The organism is Rhodoferax sp. OV413, from assembly GCF_945881795.1.
Lineage (GTDB): Bacteria > Pseudomonadota > Gammaproteobacteria > Burkholderiales > Burkholderiaceae_C > Allorhodoferax.
In genome coordinates this window covers 1-20096 of sequence record NZ_CAMCVG010000040.1, presented here as the reverse complement: position 1 = coordinate 20096, position 20096 = coordinate 1, and the positions used below count along the sequence as shown (strand labels likewise).

The 20096-nt window shown below is 61.6% G+C and carries 18 protein-coding genes; 11 read left to right on the top strand and 7 right to left on the bottom strand.

The genetic code is table 11. The features are described from left to right. Positions 1 to 29 precede the first annotated feature (29 nt). The gene (locus Q0O05_RS06740; protein WP_293661462.1) at positions 30 to 2225 is read right to left on the bottom strand and encodes a bifunctional (p)ppGpp synthetase/guanosine-3',5'-bis(diphosphate) 3'-pyrophosphohydrolase; all 2196 of its coding nucleotides are present in this window, start codon (positions 2223 to 2225) and stop codon (positions 30 to 32) included. A gap of 24 nt (positions 2226 to 2249) precedes the next feature. After that, on the bottom strand, positions 2250 to 3137 hold the full coding sequence (locus Q0O05_RS06735; protein ID WP_293661461.1) for an alpha/beta hydrolase: 888 nt from the start codon (positions 3135 to 3137) through the stop codon (positions 2250 to 2252). Positions 3138 to 3208: 71 nt separating this feature from the next. Here Q0O05_RS06735 and Q0O05_RS06730 point away from each other — a divergent pair, with 71 nt between their 5' ends. The 3 genes from Q0O05_RS06730 to Q0O05_RS06720 all read left to right on the top strand — a co-directional run bounded on the left by Q0O05_RS06730 (position 3209) and on the right by Q0O05_RS06720 (position 10196). Next, a complete protein-coding gene (locus tag Q0O05_RS06730) occupies positions 3209 to 3979 on the top strand; it encodes a 3-hydroxybutyrate dehydrogenase (protein ID WP_293661459.1) in 771 nt (256 codons plus the stop codon). Positions 3980 to 4201: 222 nt separating this feature from the next. Further along, entirely contained in the window at positions 4202 to 5830 is a 1629-nt protein-coding gene (locus tag Q0O05_RS06725; RefSeq protein WP_366519045.1) for a Fic family protein, read from the top strand. A 22-nt stretch (positions 5831 to 5852) separates the two neighbouring features. Continuing rightward, the gene (locus Q0O05_RS06720; RefSeq protein ID WP_293661458.1) at positions 5853 to 10196 is read left to right on the top strand and encodes an AAA domain-containing protein; all 4344 of its coding nucleotides are present in this window, start codon (positions 5853 to 5855) and stop codon (positions 10194 to 10196) included. A 19-nt stretch (positions 10197 to 10215) separates the two neighbouring features. On the opposite strand, the gene ispF is transcribed toward Q0O05_RS06720, so the two are convergent. Together ispF and ispD are read right to left on the bottom strand one after the other, a co-directional pair. Next, on the bottom strand, positions 10216 to 10695 hold the full coding sequence (ispF, locus tag Q0O05_RS06715) for a 2-C-methyl-D-erythritol 2,4-cyclodiphosphate synthase (RefSeq protein WP_293661457.1): 480 nt from the start codon (positions 10693 to 10695) through the stop codon (positions 10216 to 10218). A gap of 12 nt (positions 10696 to 10707) precedes the next feature. Further along, the gene (gene ispD, locus Q0O05_RS06710) at positions 10708 to 11397 is read right to left on the bottom strand and encodes a 2-C-methyl-D-erythritol 4-phosphate cytidylyltransferase (protein WP_293661466.1); all 690 of its coding nucleotides are present in this window, start codon (positions 11395 to 11397) and stop codon (positions 10708 to 10710) included. A gap of 196 nt (positions 11398 to 11593) precedes the next feature. Here ispD and mfd point away from each other — a divergent pair, with 196 nt between their 5' ends. From mfd to serB, 7 genes are all read left to right on the top strand, one after another. Beyond that, on the top strand, positions 11594 to 15091 hold the full coding sequence (mfd, locus tag Q0O05_RS06705; RefSeq protein WP_293661455.1) for a transcription-repair coupling factor: 3498 nt from the start codon (positions 11594 to 11596) through the stop codon (positions 15089 to 15091). Between the two features lie 65 nt (positions 15092 to 15156). Continuing rightward, positions 15157 to 15531: a virulence-associated protein VapB gene (locus Q0O05_RS06700; RefSeq protein WP_366519044.1), complete on the top strand. Its 375-nt coding sequence runs from the start codon at positions 15157 to 15159 to the stop codon at positions 15529 to 15531. Beyond that, complete coding sequence (locus Q0O05_RS06695) at positions 15528 to 15956, top strand: type II toxin-antitoxin system VapC family toxin (protein WP_293661454.1); 429 nt, start codon at positions 15528 to 15530, stop codon at positions 15954 to 15956. The genes Q0O05_RS06700 and Q0O05_RS06695 overlap by 4 nt, the downstream gene beginning before the upstream one ends. Before the next feature lie 231 nt (positions 15957 to 16187). Then, complete coding sequence (locus Q0O05_RS06690; RefSeq protein ID WP_293661452.1) at positions 16188 to 16325, top strand: hypothetical protein; 138 nt, start codon at positions 16188 to 16190, stop codon at positions 16323 to 16325. 90 nt (positions 16326 to 16415) lie between these two features. Beyond that, positions 16416 to 16670, top strand: coding sequence for a hypothetical protein (locus Q0O05_RS06685; protein ID WP_293661450.1), 255 nt, complete (start codon positions 16416 to 16418; stop codon positions 16668 to 16670). Then, on the top strand, positions 16670 to 17068 hold the full coding sequence (locus Q0O05_RS06680) for a type II toxin-antitoxin system VapC family toxin (protein ID WP_293661448.1): 399 nt from the start codon (positions 16670 to 16672) through the stop codon (positions 17066 to 17068). Before Q0O05_RS06685 ends, Q0O05_RS06680 begins: the two co-directional genes overlap by 1 nt. Positions 17069 to 17096: 28 nt before the next feature. Beyond that, positions 17097 to 17810 (top strand): phosphoserine phosphatase SerB, encoded by a 714-nt coding sequence (gene serB, locus Q0O05_RS06675; protein WP_293661447.1) that lies wholly within the window; start codon positions 17097 to 17099, stop codon positions 17808 to 17810. Between the two features lie 35 nt (positions 17811 to 17845). On the opposite strand, the gene Q0O05_RS06670 is transcribed toward serB, so the two are convergent. Next, positions 17846 to 18166 (bottom strand): DsbA family protein, encoded by a 321-nt coding sequence (locus tag Q0O05_RS06670; RefSeq protein WP_293661445.1) that lies wholly within the window; start codon positions 18164 to 18166, stop codon positions 17846 to 17848. Positions 18167 to 18260: 94 nt separating this feature from the next. Here Q0O05_RS06670 and Q0O05_RS06665 point away from each other — a divergent pair, with 94 nt between their 5' ends. Next, the gene (locus Q0O05_RS06665) at positions 18261 to 18905 is read left to right on the top strand and encodes a response regulator (RefSeq protein WP_293661443.1); all 645 of its coding nucleotides are present in this window, start codon (positions 18261 to 18263) and stop codon (positions 18903 to 18905) included. A 26-nt stretch (positions 18906 to 18931) separates the two neighbouring features. Here the strand turns inward: Q0O05_RS06665 and rfaH are convergent, their stop codons facing one another. Together rfaH and Q0O05_RS06655 are read right to left on the bottom strand one after the other, a co-directional pair. After that, a complete protein-coding gene (rfaH, locus tag Q0O05_RS06660) occupies positions 18932 to 19459 on the bottom strand; it encodes a transcription/translation regulatory transformer protein RfaH (RefSeq protein WP_293661441.1) in 528 nt (175 codons plus the stop codon). An 88-nt stretch (positions 19460 to 19547) separates the two neighbouring features. Further along, positions 19548 to 20096 (bottom strand): DsbA family oxidoreductase (locus tag Q0O05_RS06655; protein ID WP_293661440.1); only part of this gene is annotated, 549 nt, incomplete at its 5' end.

Genomic DNA, 20096 nt, shown 5'->3' with positions numbered 1-20096 from the left:
CGGTCACGGTCTGTGCAGGGCCGCCGCCCCTAACGCCTGCGCGCCGAGCGCACGCCTGACAGTCCGCTCACAATTTTCAGCACGCGCGCCAGCCGGCCGGATTCGGCCACCTCCACGGTGAAAGTCATCCAGGCCGTGCCCTTGACGGTTTGGGTTTGCACCCCGATGACGTTCATTTTTTCTTTGGCAAACACGTCTGAGATATCGCGCAGCAGGCCCTGCCGGTCTGTCGCCTCGACCGCCACATCCACCGGGTACACATTGCCCTCTTTGCCGGCGGGCGCGCCCCACTCCACCTCGATGAGCCGGTCCCCGCTGCGCAGCACCATGTTGCGCAGGTTCGAGCAATCGGCGCGGTGCACGCTCACCCCCTTGCCGCGGGCCACAAAACCGCTGATCACATCCGGCGGTGCCGGCTTGCAGCACTTGGCCAGCTGGGTGAGCAGCGAATCAATGCCCACCACCAGCACGCCGCCCTTGCCGCCCGAAAGCGCGCGCGGCTTCTTGAGCGGCACATAGTCGTCTTGCGGGCTGGCGGGCTCGGGCGGGCGCAGCAGCTGCTCGATATTGCGGAGCGAAAACTCGTCTTTGCCGACCACCTCGAACAAGGCATCGGCATGGTGAAAGCCCAGCTGGCCGGCCAAGTCTTCGAGGTTGACGGCGGTCTTGCCTTCGCGCTGCAGCAGTTTTTCGACCGACTCGCGACCTTTGGCAATGGTTTCGCCCATCGCCAGCGCGTTGAACCAGGCCCGCACCTTGGCGCGGGCGCGGTGGCTGGCCAGATAGCCCAGCTCGGGGTTGAGCCAATCGCGCGAGGGGCCGCCCTCTTTGGCCGCGCTCACTTCCACCGTCTGCCCGTTCTTGAGCGGGGTGTTCAACGGCACCATGGCGCCGTCCACCCGCGCGCCGCGGCAGCGGTGGCCGAGGTTGGTGTGCACGCTGTAGGCAAAGTCCACCGCAGTGGCACCCTGCGGCAGCTCGACGATGGCGGCGTCGGGCGTGAGCACGTAGATGCGGTCGTCAAACAGGCCGGTGCCGTCGGCGGTAGTGTTTGCGCCAGAGAGGTCGCGTTCCCAGGCCAGCAGCTGGCGCAATACCGCAATCTTGGCGTCGTAGGCGCCGGCTGCGGTGACACTGCCGCCGTAGCCTTTGGCGCCGGCTTCCTTGTAGGCCCAGTGGGCGGCCACGCCGAGCTCGGCATGGTCGTGCATGGCCTGGGTGCGGATTTGCACCTCAATCGGTTGCGACTCCGCGTCCCGCACCACGGTGTGCAGCGACTGGTAGCCGTTGGGCTTGGGCCGGGCGATGTAGTCGTCAAACTCCTCGGTCATCGGCACAAACTGGCTGTGTACCCAGCTCAGCGCCGAATAGCAATCCGGCACGCCAGCCACCACGATGCGCAAGCCGCGGATGTCGTACACCTGCTCAAAGCCCAGCGACTTGCCGCGCATTTTTTTCACAATGCTGTAGATGTGCTTGGGCCGCCCCTGCACTGTGGCGGCAATGCCTTGGGCCGTCAGGTCGTGCGCGATCTGCTGGCGCAGCCGCTCCATGGCCGATTCGCGCTCGGTGCGTTTCTCGTCCAGCAGCCGGGCCACCTCGCGGTAGGTGTCGGGCTCCAGAAAGCGGAAGGACAGGTCCTCCAACTCCCACTTGATTTCCCAGATTCCCAGCCGGTTGGCCAGCGGCGCAAACACCTGCAGCGCCTCAGCCGTCAGGCCCTGCGGCACGGGCAGCTTGCTGGCCGCAAGGTGCCGCAGGGTTTGCAGCCGCGAGGCCAGCCGCAGCATCACCACCCGCAGGTCTTTGGAGAACGCCAGCAGCATCTTGCGCACGCTCTCGGTCTGCACGCCTTCGGGCTGCGCCAGTCGCGACATGCGTTGCAGCCGCACCAGCTTGGTGGTCTCCAGCGCGAGATCGGCAAAGTTGTCGCCAAAGGCCTTGGCAATCACTTCGTGGGGCTTGTTCAGGTGGTCGCAGGCGTAGACCAGGTAGCTTGCGGCCTGCATGGCCTCCGAGCCGCCAATGGTGCGCAAAATGGCCGCCACGGCGTCAGCATGCGCGAGCACGTTTTCCCCGGTGTCCAGCATCTCGCTGGCCAACAGCGGCTCGGCAAAGGCACGGGCACGCTGCAGGGCGCCGGCCTGTTCGGGCAGGCTGCCGGCGGTGGCCGCAATCACCTGCGGCGGGGCCGAGGAATGGCTCTCGGCGGACGAACTTTTCATCAAAAACTTACCGTGCGGGGGAACTCACCCCAATAAAAAAGAGCCCACCGCGTCCAGCTGGTCGGGGGCTATGAGCGTGGGCGCGTGGCCCACCCCGGCAAACTCCACCAGCCGCGCCTTGGGGCCGCGCTGGGTCATGGCCTGAGCGGTGGTTTTGGAGAGCAAATCGGAATCCTCCCCGCGCACCAGCAGGGTGTCTGCGGTAAGGCCGTCGTACAAAGCCCAGAGCTGCGCCTGGCCCGCGGCTGCCAGCTCCTCGGTGACCGCGCGAAACGCCACCGCGATAGCCGGGTCGTAATGCATTCCCACGCGCCCGTCGTGCAAAGGCTTCACCATGTGGCGCGAAAGCTCCAGCCACTGCGCGGGTGTGTGCGGCCCGAAGCTGCTCGAGATGGCCCACATCGCATCGGCCGCTTGTTGCAGACTCTCAAAACTGGGCGCTCGCCCCAGATAGGCGCCAATACGCTGCAGCGACGACCACTCAATCACCGGCCCCACGTCGTTGAGCACCAACCGGCGCACCGCCACGCCCACACTCTGCGCATGCGCCGCAACCGCCAACCCGATGAGCCCGCCCATGCTGGTGCCCACCCAATCCAGCGTCACAGGCTTGAGGTGCAGCAACAGGCCCAGCATATCGGCCGCATACACCGGCACCGCATAACCCGCGGGGTCTTTGAGCCAGTCGCTTTGGCCGCGGCCGGCCACATCGGGGCACACCACACGGATCGGCTTGGCCGAGCGCGCCACCAGGCTCTGCGCCAGCACATCGAAGTCGCGCCCCTGGCGCGAGAGGCCGTGCACGCAGACCACCGTGTGCGCCGCATCAGCCGCCCCCCACTGCCAATAGGCCATGCGGCGCGGACCATTCACATCGGCGCAGGGAACGTAATTGAGCGTGGGTTCAGCCATGGTGGATTCACTCGTTTGATAATGGCCACATCCTAATGGAATCCCCCCACCACTTTGCAGAAGGAATCAGCATGTTGAAAGGTAAAACCGCCCTCGTTACCGGCTCCACCAGCGGCATCGGCCTGGGCATCGCCAAGGCACTGGCCGCGCAGGGCGCCAACATCGTGCTCAACGGTTTTGGCGATGTGGAAGGCCCCAAGGCCGAAGTCGCGGCGCTGGGTGTACAGGTCAGCTACCACGGCGCCGACATGAGCAAGCCGGCCGAGATTGAAGCCATGATCGAGCACGCCAAGGCCACCTTTGGCGGCGTGGATATTCTGGTCAACAACGCCGGCATTCAACACGTGGCGCGGATTGAGAGCTTTCCCGTCGAACGCTGGGACGCGGTGATTGCGATCAACCTCTCCAGCGCCTTTCATGCCACCCGCCTGGCCCTGCCGCATATGCAGGCCAACAACTGGGGCCGCATCATCAACGTGGCCTCGGTTCACGGTTTGGTGGGGTCGGCCGAAAAGTCGGCCTATGTGGCGGCCAAGCACGGCGTGGTGGGCCTGACCAAAGTCACCGCCCTTGAGAACGCCACCAGCGGCGTGACCTGCAACGCCATCTGCCCGGGCTGGGTGCTGACCCCGCTGGTGCAAAAACAGGTGGATGCCAAAGCCGCCGCGCAAGGCATCAGCAACGCCGACGCCACCCGCCAGCTGCTGGGCGAGAAGGAGCCTTCGATGCAGTTCACCACCCCCGAAGAGCTGGGCGCGCTGGCGGTGTTCTTTTGCTCGACTGCCGCCAACAACGTGCGCGGCGTGGCCTGGAACATGGACGGCGGCTGGGCGGCGCAGTAAGCCTTCACCGTAGCGAAAGACCTATCCAAACCCACCCATGTCTGACTAAACATCAGCATGGGACTGCTTGGAGAGACACGCCAGCCGAACAGCTTGCGGCCATTTGAAATTAAATTTGAGCAAAATATTGCATTGATAATGGCTTTTTCGCATCCGTAATCCATCCGCAGTTACTCGCCGGACTTTTTACAAACTTTCCCCAATGAACCCGAAAGCCCTAGCTTGTCCAACATCAACCAGGAAAACCAACCCTTAGACCCGGTCGGGGCTGCATGGCTGGCAAGGGAATTTGATGTTTTCCCCATGGGGCGACTGCCAGTTCTCAGCCAAATAGGTGGCAGGCGCAAGTCCGAAGTGGCGGACGGTTACCGCCTGGAGACCTATGTCGAAACCATGCGGCCTGAGCCCACTCTCGTGGGGCACTTGCAGTTTCATCTTCGCCATGAGGTCGTTCATCTGGAGTTTCTACAACGGCTGTTTCTCAAGGAGGGGGGCGAGCAGCTGCAGACATGGCTTTTCCGGTCCCCGACAGGCGGCTATGCCAGACGTGCTGCTTTTTTATATGAGTGGCTAACCGGAGAGACTTTGCATGCACCTGAGAATCTGGGTGGTAACTATGCGGACGCCATCGACGACGAGGCGAGCATGGTGCTGGCCAGCCCAGACCGCATCGTTAAAAATAGCAAGTGGCGGGTGAATGACAACCTCCCCGGCACACGTTTCTTTTGCCCTCTGATCGTCAAGACAGACGCCCTCGCTGGGGCGGAAAATTTGGATGTCAGCGGCATGCTTGGTGTGCTGCAAGCCGAATTCGGCGAAGAACTCTTGATGCGCGCTGCGGCGTGGATGACTCTGCGAGAAAGCAAGGCCAGCTTCTTGATTGAGGGTGAGGCGGATCAGTCCACACGCATCCAACGGTTTGCAGATGTCATGGCTCGGCGCACGGGGCTGGGTGAGCAGCCTTTTACTGATGCGGCAATGGCTGAATTGCAACGCGACATCCTGGGCGATCTGACCACCATCACGCGGCTGGGAATCCGGCAGTCACCGGTGTTCGTGGGGGAAACAGTGCGCTACCAGGAGAAATTGCACTATGTGGCTCCTCCTGTTGAAGATCTGCAGTCCATGTTGGATGGCCTCAAGGTGTTCTTAGAACGCACACAAGGCCAGTCTGCGGTTACGCGCAGCGCGGTAGCTGCTTTCGCCTTCGTCTATATCCACCCCATGGCCGACGGCAACGGGCGGCTCCACCGCTTCCTCATCAACGACATCCTGCGCCGCGACGGCGTCATTCCCGATCCTGTCATTCTCCCTGTCTCCGCAGTCATCACCGCTGACCCGGGCGAGCGCAGGGCGTATGACCAAGTGCTGGATTCCGTGTCCAATCCCTTGATGTCAGCGGTGGTCGACCGTGTGAGTTTTTCCGGCAACCATACTGCCTATCCGGATGGTGTGACTTCCAATTTTGAGTTCGATGGCGACGATCTTGCGCGGCCCATGTGGCGTTACCCGAACATGAGCCCGCACGTGATGTACCTCTCCAAGGTCATCCATCGCACCATCAACGAGCAAATGCGGGAAGAGGCCAGGTACCTTCGAGACCACCACCGTGCTCGCCTGGCCGTCAAGGAAGTCGTGGAGATGCCCGATCACCAGGCAGATAGGCTGTTGCGCTCTATCGAACAAAACAAGGGCGCACTGAGCAATGTGCTGGCCAAGGAAATGCCGGTCCTCGCCAAAGAGGGGGTTTGGGAAATGATTCTCGCGGCCGTCGAAAACGCACACATCGCGGGGGGGCCTATCAAGGCTCACGTGGATCAACAGTACAAGCCCGCTCCGGGCAAACGATAAACACAAAAGGGAGTCGTAACAGATGGAAGAGACATCACTGCGCGAAGTCGCTATCAAGGTTTCCCAGTACTTTCGCGACTTCATCGAATCAGACTTCAAACGCCAGTCGGCCCCGCGCCGGCGCATCATTCTCCAAACCGATACCGGATTTAGGGCAGGCCTACGGCTGCGTAGTTACGACACTTTGGAGCAAGAGGTATGGGCCCTGATAGATAAGCCCAGCTCTGACACCATGTCTTTGCGGGTGCTTCCCCGCAAGTACACCCGTCAGATGTCTTCGGTTCTTGGGCGCATCATTGAAGAGCAGATCAATGCCATCCCGGAAACGGCGATTACGGAGGTGCAGGTCGCTATCGCTTCGGAGGTGGTTACGACCCAAGCCAAGACCATCGCTGATCCGGAGGCATGGATTGAGAACCTGAGGTCTAAGGCGGCGGAGGAAGTCTCCAAAGCCATCACCCGCCCCTTGATTGCTCATTTGGATGGCCCTATGCGCAAGGAGGCATATTCGATTGTGGATTCGCTTTACAGCGCCGAGTCGGAAATGGTGTCGCAGGTCGGCGCCACCTTGGATGCGGTCCTGCTGGATGTTCTGCCCAAGTTCATCGCGGCTCCCGACCTGAAGGCGGTCCAAGACTCCCTAGCTCACGGCATTACGCTTGAAGGCGTCCATTCCAACCTAAAGCACTTCTTCAAGGACTTTGTCACCTCGGATGCGTATCTCGATGTCCGTGATTTGGAGACCTACGCCAGCACCACCGAGGGCCTGTGTCTCTACCTGTATCTGGGGAGCATCAAATTCCGTGGCGTTTCTTACCCGCTGTTCTTTTTGCCGGTACACGCTGACAAGATTGCCGACGGCACCGGCTACGAGATTTCGATTGTCAACCAGCTCTACACCAACCGCAAGGCGATTGACTACGTACTGCAAGAGCTGGCCCAAACCCATCAGCGCGAATGGGTCAGCCCCATTCAGGAGCGCATCACCTATCTGGATCCGGCGCAATCCGTGTTTGAAATTGCGCGGCAGTACTTCCGCCTCGTGGTGAATGCCGTAGATTTGGCGGGTCAAATTGAGTTCAGCTCACGCAGCGCCGACGCTTCCAATGCTGAGGTGGGTCTTAGCACCGGCCTGTATTTTGCAGCCTTTGAGCAAGGTGAGGAGGCGCTGGTCAATGACTATGAGGCCCTGATCGACGCTGCCCGCCAAGGCGGCTCAAAGATGGTCGACCTGTTTGAAGGCATGGTCAAAGGCATCTTGAACGAAAACCCAGTGAGCATTGCACAGGAGGTGGAGGACCACTGGAACGCCCTTCCTATGGTGGACAGGCTGGTGTTTGATTCGCCCATCCCCCTGAACGAGGAGCAACGCAAGATCCTTTTGGCGGTGCGCAACCCCACCGGCAAAATCATCGTCGTGGAAGGCCCGCCCGGTACCGGCAAGTCGCACACTATCACCGCAATCGCCGCCGACTGCGCTTTCAACAAGAAAACCTGCCTGGTGCTGTCGGACAAGAGCGAGGCGCTGGAGGTTGTGCAGCACAAACTCAGCGAGGCTATGAGTCGGGTGCGCCATGAGAAGAACTTCCCCAATCCCCTGTTGCGATTGGGCCAGAAAGACGCCAATTTCCGCCGCTTGGTAGGCAACCAGACCGTGAGCCAAATTACGGCCTTTGCACGCGCCATGCGGGCCAATGAGGGGGCGCTACTGCTTGAGAAAGAAGGCACCTCGCAGGCGCTGCGTGACTCAATCACCGGCACCGTGGCCTGCTTGGGCAAAATCTCCCTGGCCGACGTGCAATCCATGCATGCGGCCGAGAAAGACCTTTTGGCTATCGCGCCTGAAGTTCACCGGCTGTTGCATGAGTGCGAGAACTGGCAGCTGGCTGCGGAAATGGAGCCCATCGCAGGCTCCATCGGCGCAGTGCAGGAGTACCTGAATTCCATCCTGCCCGAGGTTCGGGATGGTGCCGAATTGTTGACTCGATCTCAGCGCGACAGCACCATGGCTGTGTTTCTGGACCGCTACTCTGTAGATGGATGGGACATCTTCTCCAAGCTGGAAGCTGTCGACCTGAAGACGATATCGACCCTGCTGGTTCAGTATTCCCAGCTGCGCATGCCATTGTTCGGCTATCTCTTGCGTGGCGCCGCTGTGCGAGCCTTGGAATTGCAAATGAACCAGTTGGCCACGAATCGACCGGTGATCCTCAAGACCGACGCCCCCGTCCTGTCTACTATGGTGGAAAAAGCCAATCGCTTGCGTACGTTGTTGGAAGAGGCTGGCATCCCTGACGCGTTCCCTGGCGCCTACGCTCATGTTTCTAGGGGGACTGGGGTCAGCCCCGCCAGCGCTGCTGCCGTTAAGGTTCTGGCCGTCTTCAACAAGGTCTCGCCGGCGCTGGCTTTGGCTTTCATCGAGATTGCACCCAAGCATCCACAGGTGTGGAGCAGTGCCATGCGCTTTTTGCGCGAGCTGCTGGTCGTGGGCAAGGCCTTCCGTGATGCTCCGCAGCTGGATTACGTGGGTACGAAGTCCAAGCTGGAGCGCCTGAACACCTCGGTGATGAATTCCCACGTGGACTCGCGCCTAGTGGCCTTCATGGAAAACCACCGGTCAGACGCCAAGGCGATGGCGACGGTGATTTCACAGCGCCAGAAGTTCCCAGAGGACAAGTTCGAGAACGTCAAGGAGTCCTTCCCTGTGATCATCGCGAGCATCCGCGAGTTCGGGCAGTACATGCCTTTGGCGCCCGACCTGTTCGACGTGGTGGTGATCGACGAAGCCTCGCAAGTCTCGGTTGCACAGGCCCTGCCCGCGCTGCTGCGCGCAAAAAAGGTCGTGGTGCTGGGTGACAGCAAGCAATTCAGTAACGTGAAGTCTGCCAATGCCAGCATTGCCCTGAACGAAAAGTACCGTTCCGACCTGGTGAACTACTTCAACAAGGCTGGTAAGCGTGATGCTGCCACTTTGAGCCGCTTGGCCATGTTCGACGTCAAGAAGTCCATCTTGGAATGGTGCTCGATGGCGGCCTCTTTCTCAATCGTGCTGCGCAAGCACTTCCGCTCCTACCAGGAGCTAATTAGCTATTCCTCTTCCACCTTCTATGAGCACCAGCTGCAGGCACTGAAGATCCGCGGCGTGCCCATTGAGGACGTCATTCGCTTTGACATAGTCGACACAACCACTGAAACTGTCAGCCGCGCCACCAACAGTGCCGAGGCGAAGTTCATTCTGGAACGACTGTTGGAACTGTTGGAAGAGGAAAACCCGCCCAGTGTGGGCATCATCACTCCCTTCAGGGAGCAGCACACCCTGCTGTGCAAGCTTATCTATGCCCACGGCAAGGCCCGACTGTTTGAGGAGAAGCTGCGCCTCAAGATCATGACTTTTGACTCCTGCCAGGGGGAGGAACGTCAAATCATCTTTTACTCACTGGTGGCGTCTCAGGGTCACGACGCCCTCAATTACATCTTCCCCGTGCAGATGGATACCGCGTCCGAGGTCGTGGAGGAAAAGCTCAAGGCCCAGCGGCTCAATGTGGGCTTCAGCCGGGCCCAGGAAATGATCTGGATCGTTCATTCGCTGCCATTGGACCGCTACAAGGGCTCCATTGCGCGGGTGCTGCACCACTACGAGGCCCAACTCAACAACAAAAAGGCTTCGGCATCAGAGACCGACCAATCCAGCCCCATGGAAGCCCTTGTGCTGGACTGGCTCTACAAAACCCCCTTTTATGCTTCACAGCCGGAAGCCATCGAGGTGCTGCCCCAGTTCCCGATAGGGGACTACCTCAAGCAGCTGGATCCAACATACACCCACCCATCGTGGCGCGCGGACTTCCTGTTGACCTATGAGTCCGACAAAGGGCGGGTTCACATCGTCATCGAATACGACGGTTTTAACTTCCACTTTGACCGCTCACCCAATATTCACATTGGTAACCATGAGCGCTACCTCAAGGAGGCGGATGTGGAGCGGCAATTGACACTGGAGAGCTACGGATACCGCTTCTTGCGCATCAACCGCTTTAATTTGGGCAAAGACCCTGTCGCCACCCTTTCGCAGCGCCTGCAGGCCTTAGTAGAGATGGCAACTGGGTCGCCAGTGGCCGCGTCCGTTGAGCGAGTTCAGAAGCAGGCGGCTGATCTTGCGAACAGAGAGGCCAAGGCCTGCTCCCGTTGCGGTGAGATTCGGCTGCAGGAGATTTTTTTCGACAAGGCCCTCAAGGGTGGCGAAGGTGGTTACGGCCGGGTCTGCATGCCCTGCAAGGACGCCAGTGTGGCCCAGAGCGCAGTTACCAGCGCGCACAAGGAGCTACTGGGTAGCACATCACGGCGCTGGAGCGGTCATCGCCGTATTTAGAACCCTTGATCAGGCCTGATCAGCCCTTCTCCAGCAGCACCACGGCACGCGCCTCCATGGCGCGGCCCTCGCCGACCGGGCCCATTTTTTCGGCGGTTTTGGCTTTGACGTTGACGCAGCCCACGTCCACATCCAGCACAAAGGCAATCCGCTCGCGCATGGGCTGAATGTACGGCGCCAGCTTGGGCGCCTGCGCAATCACCGTGCTGTCGATGTTGACGATGCGAAAGCCTAAAGCGCGCACATCCGCCACCACCTTGGCAAGCAACACGGCCGAGTCTGCGCCTTTGTAGCGCTCGTCGGTGTCGGGGAAGTGTTTGCCAATGTCGCCCAGCGCCGCCGCGCCCAAAAGCGCATCGGTGATGGCGTGCAACAGTGCATCGGCGTCGGAGTGGCCCAGCAGGCCTTTGGTATGCGGAATCTCGACGCCACCCAGCATCAGCTTGCGGCCCTCGACCAGTTGGTGGATGTCCCAGCCTTCCCCAATGCGCATGTTCATAGAGTTCTCCATTCAGGAAGAAGCCGCACACCGCGCCGCCAGCACCGCCTCGGCCAGCGCAAAGTCTTGCGGATAGGTCACTTTGAAATTCTGCGCGCTGCCCTCCACCAGCTTGGGGCTAAGGCCCGCCAGCTCCAGCGCGCTGGCCTCGTCGGTTACCGCCTCGCCGGCCATCTGCAGGGCCGCCTGCAGCGCGCCAATGCGAAACATCTGCGGCGTCTGGGCCAGCCACTTGTCGCCGCGGTTCACCGTGGCGCACACGCGACCCGCCCGCTCCTGCTTCAGGGTGTCGGGCAACTTAAGTGCCAAGAGGCCGCCCACCGCGTCGTCCTGGCAGGCGTCAATCAGGCGGTTCACGTCTGCCGGCGTCACCAGGCAGCGGGCCGCGTCGTGCACCAGCACCCAATCGTCGGGCTGCGCGCCTTGGTTCAATACGGCCGAAATACCATTAAAAACGCTGGAAGCCCTCGTGGCACCTCCGCAGGCAGCTACAAAAACCGGAGCGCCAGTTATCCGGGGCGCTGCCGCAAAGTAGTCGTCTCCGGGGGACACCACCACCTGAATGCCCGCCAGCCGCTCCACCGCGGCCAGGGCGCGCAGGGTGTGCATCACCATGGCCTGCGAGCCCAGCGGGGCGTACTGCTTGGGGCCCTCTGCGCCTGCGCGGCTGCCGGTACCGGCGCACGGCACCAGTGCCCACATGCGCACGCCGGGGCCAGCGCCCCAGGGAGTGGCATTCCGGGGGGTGGGGAGCGGGGCGGAGGGGGGAAGTTGAGAGAGATCGGTCATAGCGCGGAGCCCCATTCTAAAATCAGCCTCACTGCTCGACGCCTTACGGGGCCCAGAGCGCCTCTTTTGCCGGCCCGCGTGGCCGCTCCCGCCCGACCTTATTGGATTCATGGATCTCCCCAAGCTCTCCCCCGGCAGGCGCTTTACCCTGCCCCGCCCCGCCGGCTCTGCCGACGCCATGTTGCTCGCACAACTCGGCACCCGGGAAAAAGCCGCCGGCAAGGCGCTCACCATCGTCACCGCCGACGCCAGCGACGCCCAGCGGCTGCTGGAGGAAATCGCGTTTTTTGCGCCCGGGCTGCGCTGCGCCCTGTTCCCCGACTGGGAAACACTGCCCTACGACACTTTTTCCCCGCACCAGGACCTGATCAGCGAGCGGCTGGCCACGCTTTGGCGGCTGCATGCCTCCAGATCCGGCCAGCGCGACTCGATCAACGGGGTGGATGTGGTGGTAGTTCCAGCCACCACAGCTCTCTACCGCCTCGCGCCGCCCAGCTTTCTGGCGGGCTACACCTTTGAGTTCAAGGTCAAGCAAAAGCTCGATGAGGCGCGCCTCAAGAGCCAGCTCACATTGGCCGGCTACAGCCATGTGACCCAGGTGGTGAGCCCGGGCGAATACGCGGTGCGCGGCGGGCTGATTGACCTGTTTCCCATGGGCAGCCTGGTGCCGTACCGGGTGGATTTGTTTGACGACGAGATCGACAGCATCCGCACCTTTGATCCCGACAGCCAGCGCAGCCTCTACCCGGTGCCCGAAGTGCGGCTGCTGCCCGGACGCGAGTTCCCCATGGACGACGACGCACGCGCCAAGTTCCGCAGCCGCTGGCGCGAGCTGCTCGACGGCGACCCGACCAAGAGCCGCATCTACAAAGACATGGGCGCCGGCGTGGCCACCGCGGGTATCGAGTACTACCTGCCCCTGTTCTTTGACGAGACCGCCACCGTGTTTGACTACGTGGGCGCGGACGCCACCGTGGTGCTGCACGGCGATCTGGAGCCGGCCTTTCAGCGCTTTTGGCAAGACACCAAAGACCGCTACCGTCTGGTGCAGGGCGACCCCGAGCGCCCGGTTCTGCCACCTGAGAGCCTTTTTTTGGGCACCGAGCAGTTTTATGCCAAGGCCAACGAACACGCCCAGTTGGCACTGCGCGCCTCATCTGAAGGCACCGAGTTCACCGAGTTCAGCCCCCTGCCCGAGCTGGGCGTGTTGCGCGGCACCGAAGAACCCCTGGCCTTGCTCAAGCAGCACGCCCGCAACACACCACAGCGCCTGTTGGTGCTGGCCGAGAGCGACGGCCGGCGCGAAAGCCTGCTGGACTTCCTGCGCGCCTCCCAGATCAGCCCGCCGGCTTTTGACAGCCTGCAGCAGTTCATCGACAGCACCGAGCCGATCGGCATAGCCACCTCGGGCCTGAGCCGGGGCTTTAGCTGGCTGGAGATGGGCATTGACCTCATCACCGAGACCGAGCTGTTTGCCGCCGGCCCCACCACCCGCCGCCGCAAGAAGCAGGAACAGGTAAGCGATGTCGAGGCGCTGATCAAAGACCTCTCGGAGCTCAATGTGGGCGATCCGGTGGTGCACAGCGCGCATGGCATCGGCCGGTACCGCGGCCTGATGCACATGGACATGGGCAACAAAAACGCCGCCGGCGAGCCCGAGCTGCAGGAGTTTTTGCACCTCGAATACGCCGACAAGGCTACTCTCTATGTGCCGGTAAGCCAGCTGCAACTCATCAGCCGCTACACCGGCGTGAGCGCCGACGAGGCGCCGCTGCACCGCTTGGGCAGTGGCCAATGGGACAAAGCCAAGCGCCGCGCAGCCGAGCAGGTGCGCGACAGCGCGGCCGAGTTGCTCAACATCTACGCCCGCCGCGCCACCCGCGAGGGCCACGCCTTCCGCTACAGCCCTGGCGACTACGAAACATTTGCCAACGACTTCGGCTTCGATGAAACCGCCGACCAGAAGGCCGCTATTCACTGCGTCATTCAGGACATGATTTCGCCCCGCCCGATGGACCGGCTGGTCTGTGGCGATGTGGGCTTCGGCAAGACCGAGGTGGCCCTGCGAGCGGCGTTTATTGCCGTCACCGGGGGGCGGCAGGTGGCGTTTCTGGCGCCCACCACGCTCTTGGCCGAGCAGCATTACCAGACGCTGGTAGACCGCTTCAGCAAGTGGCCGGTGAAGATTGCCGAGATGAGCCGCTTTCGCAGCGGCAAAGAAATCACCGCTGCGCTCAAGGGAGTTGCCGATGGCACGGTGGACATCGTAGTGGGCACGCACAAGCTGCTCAGCCAGGACACCAAGTTTGCCAATCTGGGCCTGCTCATCATTGACGAAGAACACCGATTCGGCGTGCGCCACAAGGAGCAGATGAAGGCCCTGCGCGCCGAGGTGGACGTGTTGACGCTCACCGCCACTCCCATTCCCCGCACGCTTGGTATGGCGCTGGAGGGCCTGCGCGACCTGAGCGTGATTGCCACCGCTCCGCAACGCCGGCTGGCCATCAAGACCTTTGTGCGGTCGGAGGGCAACGGCGTGATTCGCGAGGCGGTGCTGCGCGAGCTCAAGCGCGGCGGGCAGGTGTACTTTTTGCACAACGAGGTCGAGACCATCGAGAACCGCCGTCAGAAGCTCGAAGAGCTGCTGCCCGAGGCCCGTATTGCCGTGGCCCACGGACAAATGCCCGAGCGCCAGCTGGAGTCGGTGATGCGCGACTTTGTGGCCCAGCGCTACAACCTGTTGCTGTGCTCCACCATCATCGAGACCGGTATCGACGTACCCACCGCGAACACCATCGTCATGAGCCGCGCCGACAAGTTCGGCCTGGCCCAGCTGCACCAGCTGCGCGGCCGCGTGGGGCGCAGCCACCACCAGGCCTATGCCTACCTGATGGTGCCCGACATAGAAGGCCTGACCAAGCAGGCCCAGCAGCGGCTGGACGCCATCCAGCAAATGGAAGAGCTGGGCAGCGGCTTCTACTTGGCCATGCACGACCTCGAGATTCGCGGTGCCGGCGAGGTGCTAGGCGAAAACCAGAGCGGCAACATGCTGGAGGTGGGATTTCAGCTCTACAACGAGATGCTGTCGGAGGCGGTGCGCTGCCTCAAAAACGGGCAGGAGCCTGATTTGCTGAGCCCGCTCAACGTCACCACCGAAATCAACCTGCACGCGCCCGCCCTGCTGCCCGACGACTATTGCGGCGATGTGCACCTGCGCCTGTCGTTTTACAAAAAGCTGGCTACCGCCAAGAACACCGACCAGGTGGACGGCCTGCTGGAAGAAATTGTGGACCGCTTCGGCAAGCTGCCCGCGCAGGCCCAGACGCTGATTGACGTACACCGCCTGCGGGTGATTGCCAAGCCCTACGGCGTGTTGAAGGTAGACGCTGCGCCCGGCGTAACCACCATCACCTTCAAGAAAGACGCCCCCATCGACCCGATGGGCGTGATTGCGCTGATCCAGAAAAACCGCCACATCAAACTGGTGGGCAACGAAAAGCTCCGCGCCGAGCGGGCGCTGCCGGAGGTGAAAGACCGGGTGCAGATGGTGCGCGACATCTTGCGCAGCCTGGGCACGCCGGTGGCGGAGAAGGCGGCCAGCCACTGAAACCGAGGTTGGCCTATGCCGAAGCATATGCTAAAGTCAAAGCACCATCTGCAAGGAGGTGCACCATGTCTTCATCAAGCCCCAACCTGAACCCTAGGCCTGGTCCTCATCCGCTCCCATTTGCTTCAGAAAACATAGCGCCGTACGCAATGGATACGGGCGTCAGAGCGGTAAAACTCTTCAGAAATGGCGCCAACCAGGCAGTGCGCATCCCCAAGGAATTTGAGCTCCCCGGAGTAGACGCCCTCATACACCGCGAGGGCAATAGGCTCATCATCGAGCTGGCCAAACCGAAACTGGAAAAAGGCAGCGCAGCGGCCTTGCTGGCGGTCTTGGATGAGCTGGCAAAACTCGGCCCTTGCGAGGACGATTTTCCCCACATCGGTGACGAAGGCCTTCTGCCGCTCGACGATATTGACTTCGGCACCGACTCGCCATGACAGCGGCAAGCCAGCTCTACATGCTCGACACCAACATCATCAGCGCCCTGATGAAAGACGGCGCCGGGCGCCCCGCCGCCAGCGTAAGAGCATGGGCACAACGCCGGCCCAACATCACCTTGGTCACCAGTGCGGTGGTGCAGTGCGAACTAGTGTTCGGGCTGTCACGCCGGGGCACGCCCCGCCTGCAAGCGGCTTACGACATACAAATGAAAAATCTGCTGGTGCTGCCGCTCGATGAAAGCGTAGGCATTCACTACGCAGCCCTGCGCGCCCACCTCGAGAGAGCCGGCACCCCCATAGGCTCCAACGACACCCTGATAGCCGCCCACGCCCTCGCCCTGGACGCCACCCTAGTGAGCGCCGATGCGGAGTTCGGTCGTGTGCCGGGCTTGCGGGTGGAAAACTGGCTTTCTCCCCCTTAATCGGGTACCAATACCGGGCAAAACAATGACCCGTATCAACGGCCACTCCCTCGTTGCCAGCCCGTGCTGCAAAACCCTTTACCGCACCCCGCGGTACGCGTCCTTGAACCTCATGGCCTTCGGCTATTGGACGGACGGTAAGGCGGAACAAGCGATAACAGCCATGGGCAGCGGCCTCAGAAAATGCCAATGTGGCGCCTTCTACCTGATGCGCGACACAATCAAGCCGGCGTGAACGCACCGCCTGACACGCCCGAGGCACACGACGCCCTTACCCGCAACAGCAGCGATGACAACAAACTCGCCAAAGAGGTGATAGCTGAACACATTGGCAAGCGGGTACCAGCACCCCTCCGCTATCGGGCCTGACCAAGGACCGCACATCACGGAGACTCCCAAGCTGCAGGCAGCGCCAGAGAGGCCGATATACTTGGGCATGTAATTGCCGGGAGCTTCCCTATGTCACAGGTCACGATCTACATGGACGATGAATCTATTTCGCGCGCCAAAGCGTCGGCGGCGGCACAGCGGCTGTCGCTCAGTGCCTGGGTCGCGCGGCTGATCAAGGAACAAACCCCCGTGGTAGACGACAAAGGCTACCCGCTCGGTTTTTTTGAAAACGCCGCAAACAACGCCGCCGCGTGGATCGACTTCCCGCTTGGAGAGAATTTGCGCGACCAAGCCACTCCCGACCTGCCGCGCGAGGCCTGGTAATGGTTCTTCTGGACACCAACACCCTGATTTACTTTTTTAAGCAGCAAGGCCAGGTGGCAAGACATTTGCGCGACACACCAGCCAGTGAGGTTGCCATTCCCAGCGTGGTGTTGTTTGAGCTGGAATATGGCCTTTTGCGGTCCAACAGGCCTGAGGCGCAGCGCCAAGGGATTGCAGCGGTGCTGTCGGCCTACCGCGTGCTGGACCTGGACCACGCAAGCTCCAAGGCCGCTGCCCGGGTGAAGTACACGCTGGAACAAGCCGGCACGCCGATTGGCCATTGCGACCAGCTGATTGCCGGAATCGCGCTGGCACATCAGTGCACACTCATCACCCGCAACACACGCGAATTTGGCCGCGTGCCGGGGCTTGCGGTACAAGACTGGTTCGAGACTTAGCCCTCCAAAAAGACCACCCGGCTTCCCTATGCAAAGCACTACCCTCTCCCCCGGCCTCGTCGTGCGCAACCTGCCGGCCGCGCTGCAATTGAGCGACTACAAGCTGATTGCGTTTGACATGGACTCCACGCTCATCAACATCGAGTGCATCGACGAGATTGCCGATGCGGTGGGGCGCAAGGCCGAGGTGGCCGCCATCACCGAGGCTGCCATGCGCGGCGAGATTACCGATTTCAAAGACAGCCTGCGCCGCCGGCTGGCCCTGCTCAAAGGCGTCACGCTGGCCAACCTGCACGCAGTAAAAACCGAACGCCTGCGGCTGAACCCCGGCGCGCTGGAACTGGTGGCTGCCTGCAAAAAGGCGGGACTCAAGGTGCTGCTGGTAAGCGGCGGGTTTACCTACTTTGCGGAACACGTGTGCGCGCTGCTGGACATTGATTTCATGCGCTCCAACAAGCTGCACATCGAAGCCGGCGCCCTCACCGGAACGCTGGAGCAGCAGGCCTGGGGCGAGATATGCGATGGAGCCGAAAAACGCCGCACCCTGCTGGAGGTGGCCTCGTTGCTCAATATCAGCCCCGCGCAATGCATTGCCATGGGCGACGGCGCCAACGACCTGCCCATGATGGGCGCAGCCGGCCTGTCCGTGGCCTACCACGCCAAACCCGCCGTGCGCGAACAGGCCCAAGTCGCCATCAACGAAGGCGGGCTGGACCGGCTGCTGGAAGTGCTGAAGGCGTGAGGGGCGCCTTCGGGCCGCGCTCGGCGCAAGACCCCCTACTCCGCCGCAATCTGGCGCAGCGCCTGCTCAAACACTTCGGGCGGCTGGCCGCCGGAAATCAGATGGCGGTCGTTGATGACTGCTGCCGGCACAGAACCGATACCGGCATTCAGGTAGAACTGCTCTTGTTCGCGCACGGCATCCGCAAATTCGTCACCCTCCAGCACGGCGCGTGCCTCATCCCCTGACAGGCCGACCGACTCGGCGGCTTGCACCAGCACCGCGTGCTGGCTCGGTTGAAGGCCCAGCGCGAGGTAGTGCGCGGCGGCGGCCTGGGTGAGGTGGCTCGCGTGGACGTAGCTGAACTGCTTGCACATGGTGGCGCGCGCCAGCAGAGATGGACGGCGAATTCATGAGAATGGCATAGGGCATGCCTAAAATTTCTTCGAACCTACCGAGCCGCCCCTAACCATGTCTACCGTGCGCTTTTTGATTGCAGACAACAGTCTCGCGCTTCAGACCTTTGCCAAAAATCTGATATCTGGCTACGGCTTTGATGCCAACTGGGTGCAAATCGCCCCCAATCCCGATGCTGCAATGGCCTCGGCACAAAAATGGACGCCCCACTTCCTGCTCACCGACTGCTTTTCCCAGCACGCCAGCAGTGGGTTGGAACTGGTGAAGGCCATTCAGGAGATGCGTCCGGCCGTGCGCTGGGCACTCATGAGCGACAAGAAGGATGAAACACTGGCCAACCAAGCCCGCGAGCTCGGCGCTATGTTTCAGCTGGTAAAGCCGTTTACCGCCCCGGATATCAAGGCTGCCATGCACAAGGCCCTGACCGAATGGGGCCGAGAAAATAAAGAAGTCGCCGCGCGCCTGCAGACCAAGCCTGTAGCCCCTGCCCGCAACCCGAACCATTTCGTCAGCGAACTTCGGGTAGTGCCGGTGCGCCAGCTCATGCCCGCCATGACAACCCTCAAGGTGGGTGATCAGGTGGTGTACCGAGGCCGGCGCGACACGGTGCGCCACGTCATTTTCCGCAAGGGCGAGCTGATGGTGCAGCTCACCGAAGCGCAGGGCATCATGCCCGCAGACAAGGTGCGGCGAGTCTGAAGCCTCCACCCCCGCGGCGGATGAAGTTAAGCGCGCTTGCGAAGAAGTCCGGCATTCAGGGCCATCGTCACGGGTTTGCTCAAGATGTTCAGCAGGATGATGGCCCGCCTCTCGGCATCCGAGGTCTGATAAATCGCCTCGATGCCACTGAACGGCCCGTCCGTGATGAGAACCGCTTCCCCAGTTTGAAACATCGTCTCGGTAGGCATATTCAGCTCCCTCGCCCGCAAGAGTTTGACCAGGGGGTCGTCCACTTTGGCGGCACGCATCCCGAAGCGCACTAATTGATTGACGCCAAGGGTCGAACGGATAGGCGCCCAACTCTTACCTTGGTCGCTGGTGCCGAGTCGAATGAAGAGATAGCGGGGAAACATCGGCTCGCTCTTGACCTCGGCCCTACCCCGCCGAGCACGCTCGATATTGATTTTTGGGAGGTAGCACTCATAACCCTGGCGTTCCAGATTGGTAAGTGCCTGATCTTCCAGGCGCGGCTTGGTGTGCAGTAAGTACCAAGCCAAGCCCTCTCCCTGAGGTGTTTTTTGTATGAATGGCATCAGGGAATTATCTTTTGATCTGTGACATTTCCGTGAAAAAAGCCCTCGCGCGGACCTTGCAGCGTCTGCCACGCGATTACCTCGCCCCCTACTCCGCCGCAATCTGGCGCAGCGCCTGCTCAAACACTTCGGGCGGCTGGCCGCCGGAAATCAGATGCCGGTCGTTGATGACTACTGCCGGCACAGAACCGATACCGGCATTCAGGTAGAACTGCTCTTGTTCGCGCACGGCATCCGCAAATTCGTCACCCTCCAGCACGGCGCGTGCCTCATCCCCTGACAGGCCGACCAACTCGGCGGCCTGCACCAGCACCGCGTGCTGGCTCGGGTCTTTGCCTTCGGTGAAATAGGCATCAAACAGGGCCTTCTTGAGCGCGGTTTGTCGGCCGGTATCTTCGGCCCAGTGCAGGAGGCGGTGCGCGTCGAAGGTGTTGTAGATGCGGGCGCGCTTGTCCATGTTGAAGGTGAAGCCCAGCGCCTCACCGCGGGCGCGGATGTTCTCGCGCATGGCCGCAGCCTGCTCGGGGGTGGAGCCGTACTTTTTGTGAAGGTGCTCCGCGGTGTCTTCGCCCTCGGGCGCCATCTGCGGGTTGAGCTCGAACGGTTGGAACCGCATCTGGACCTCAATCTCCCCATC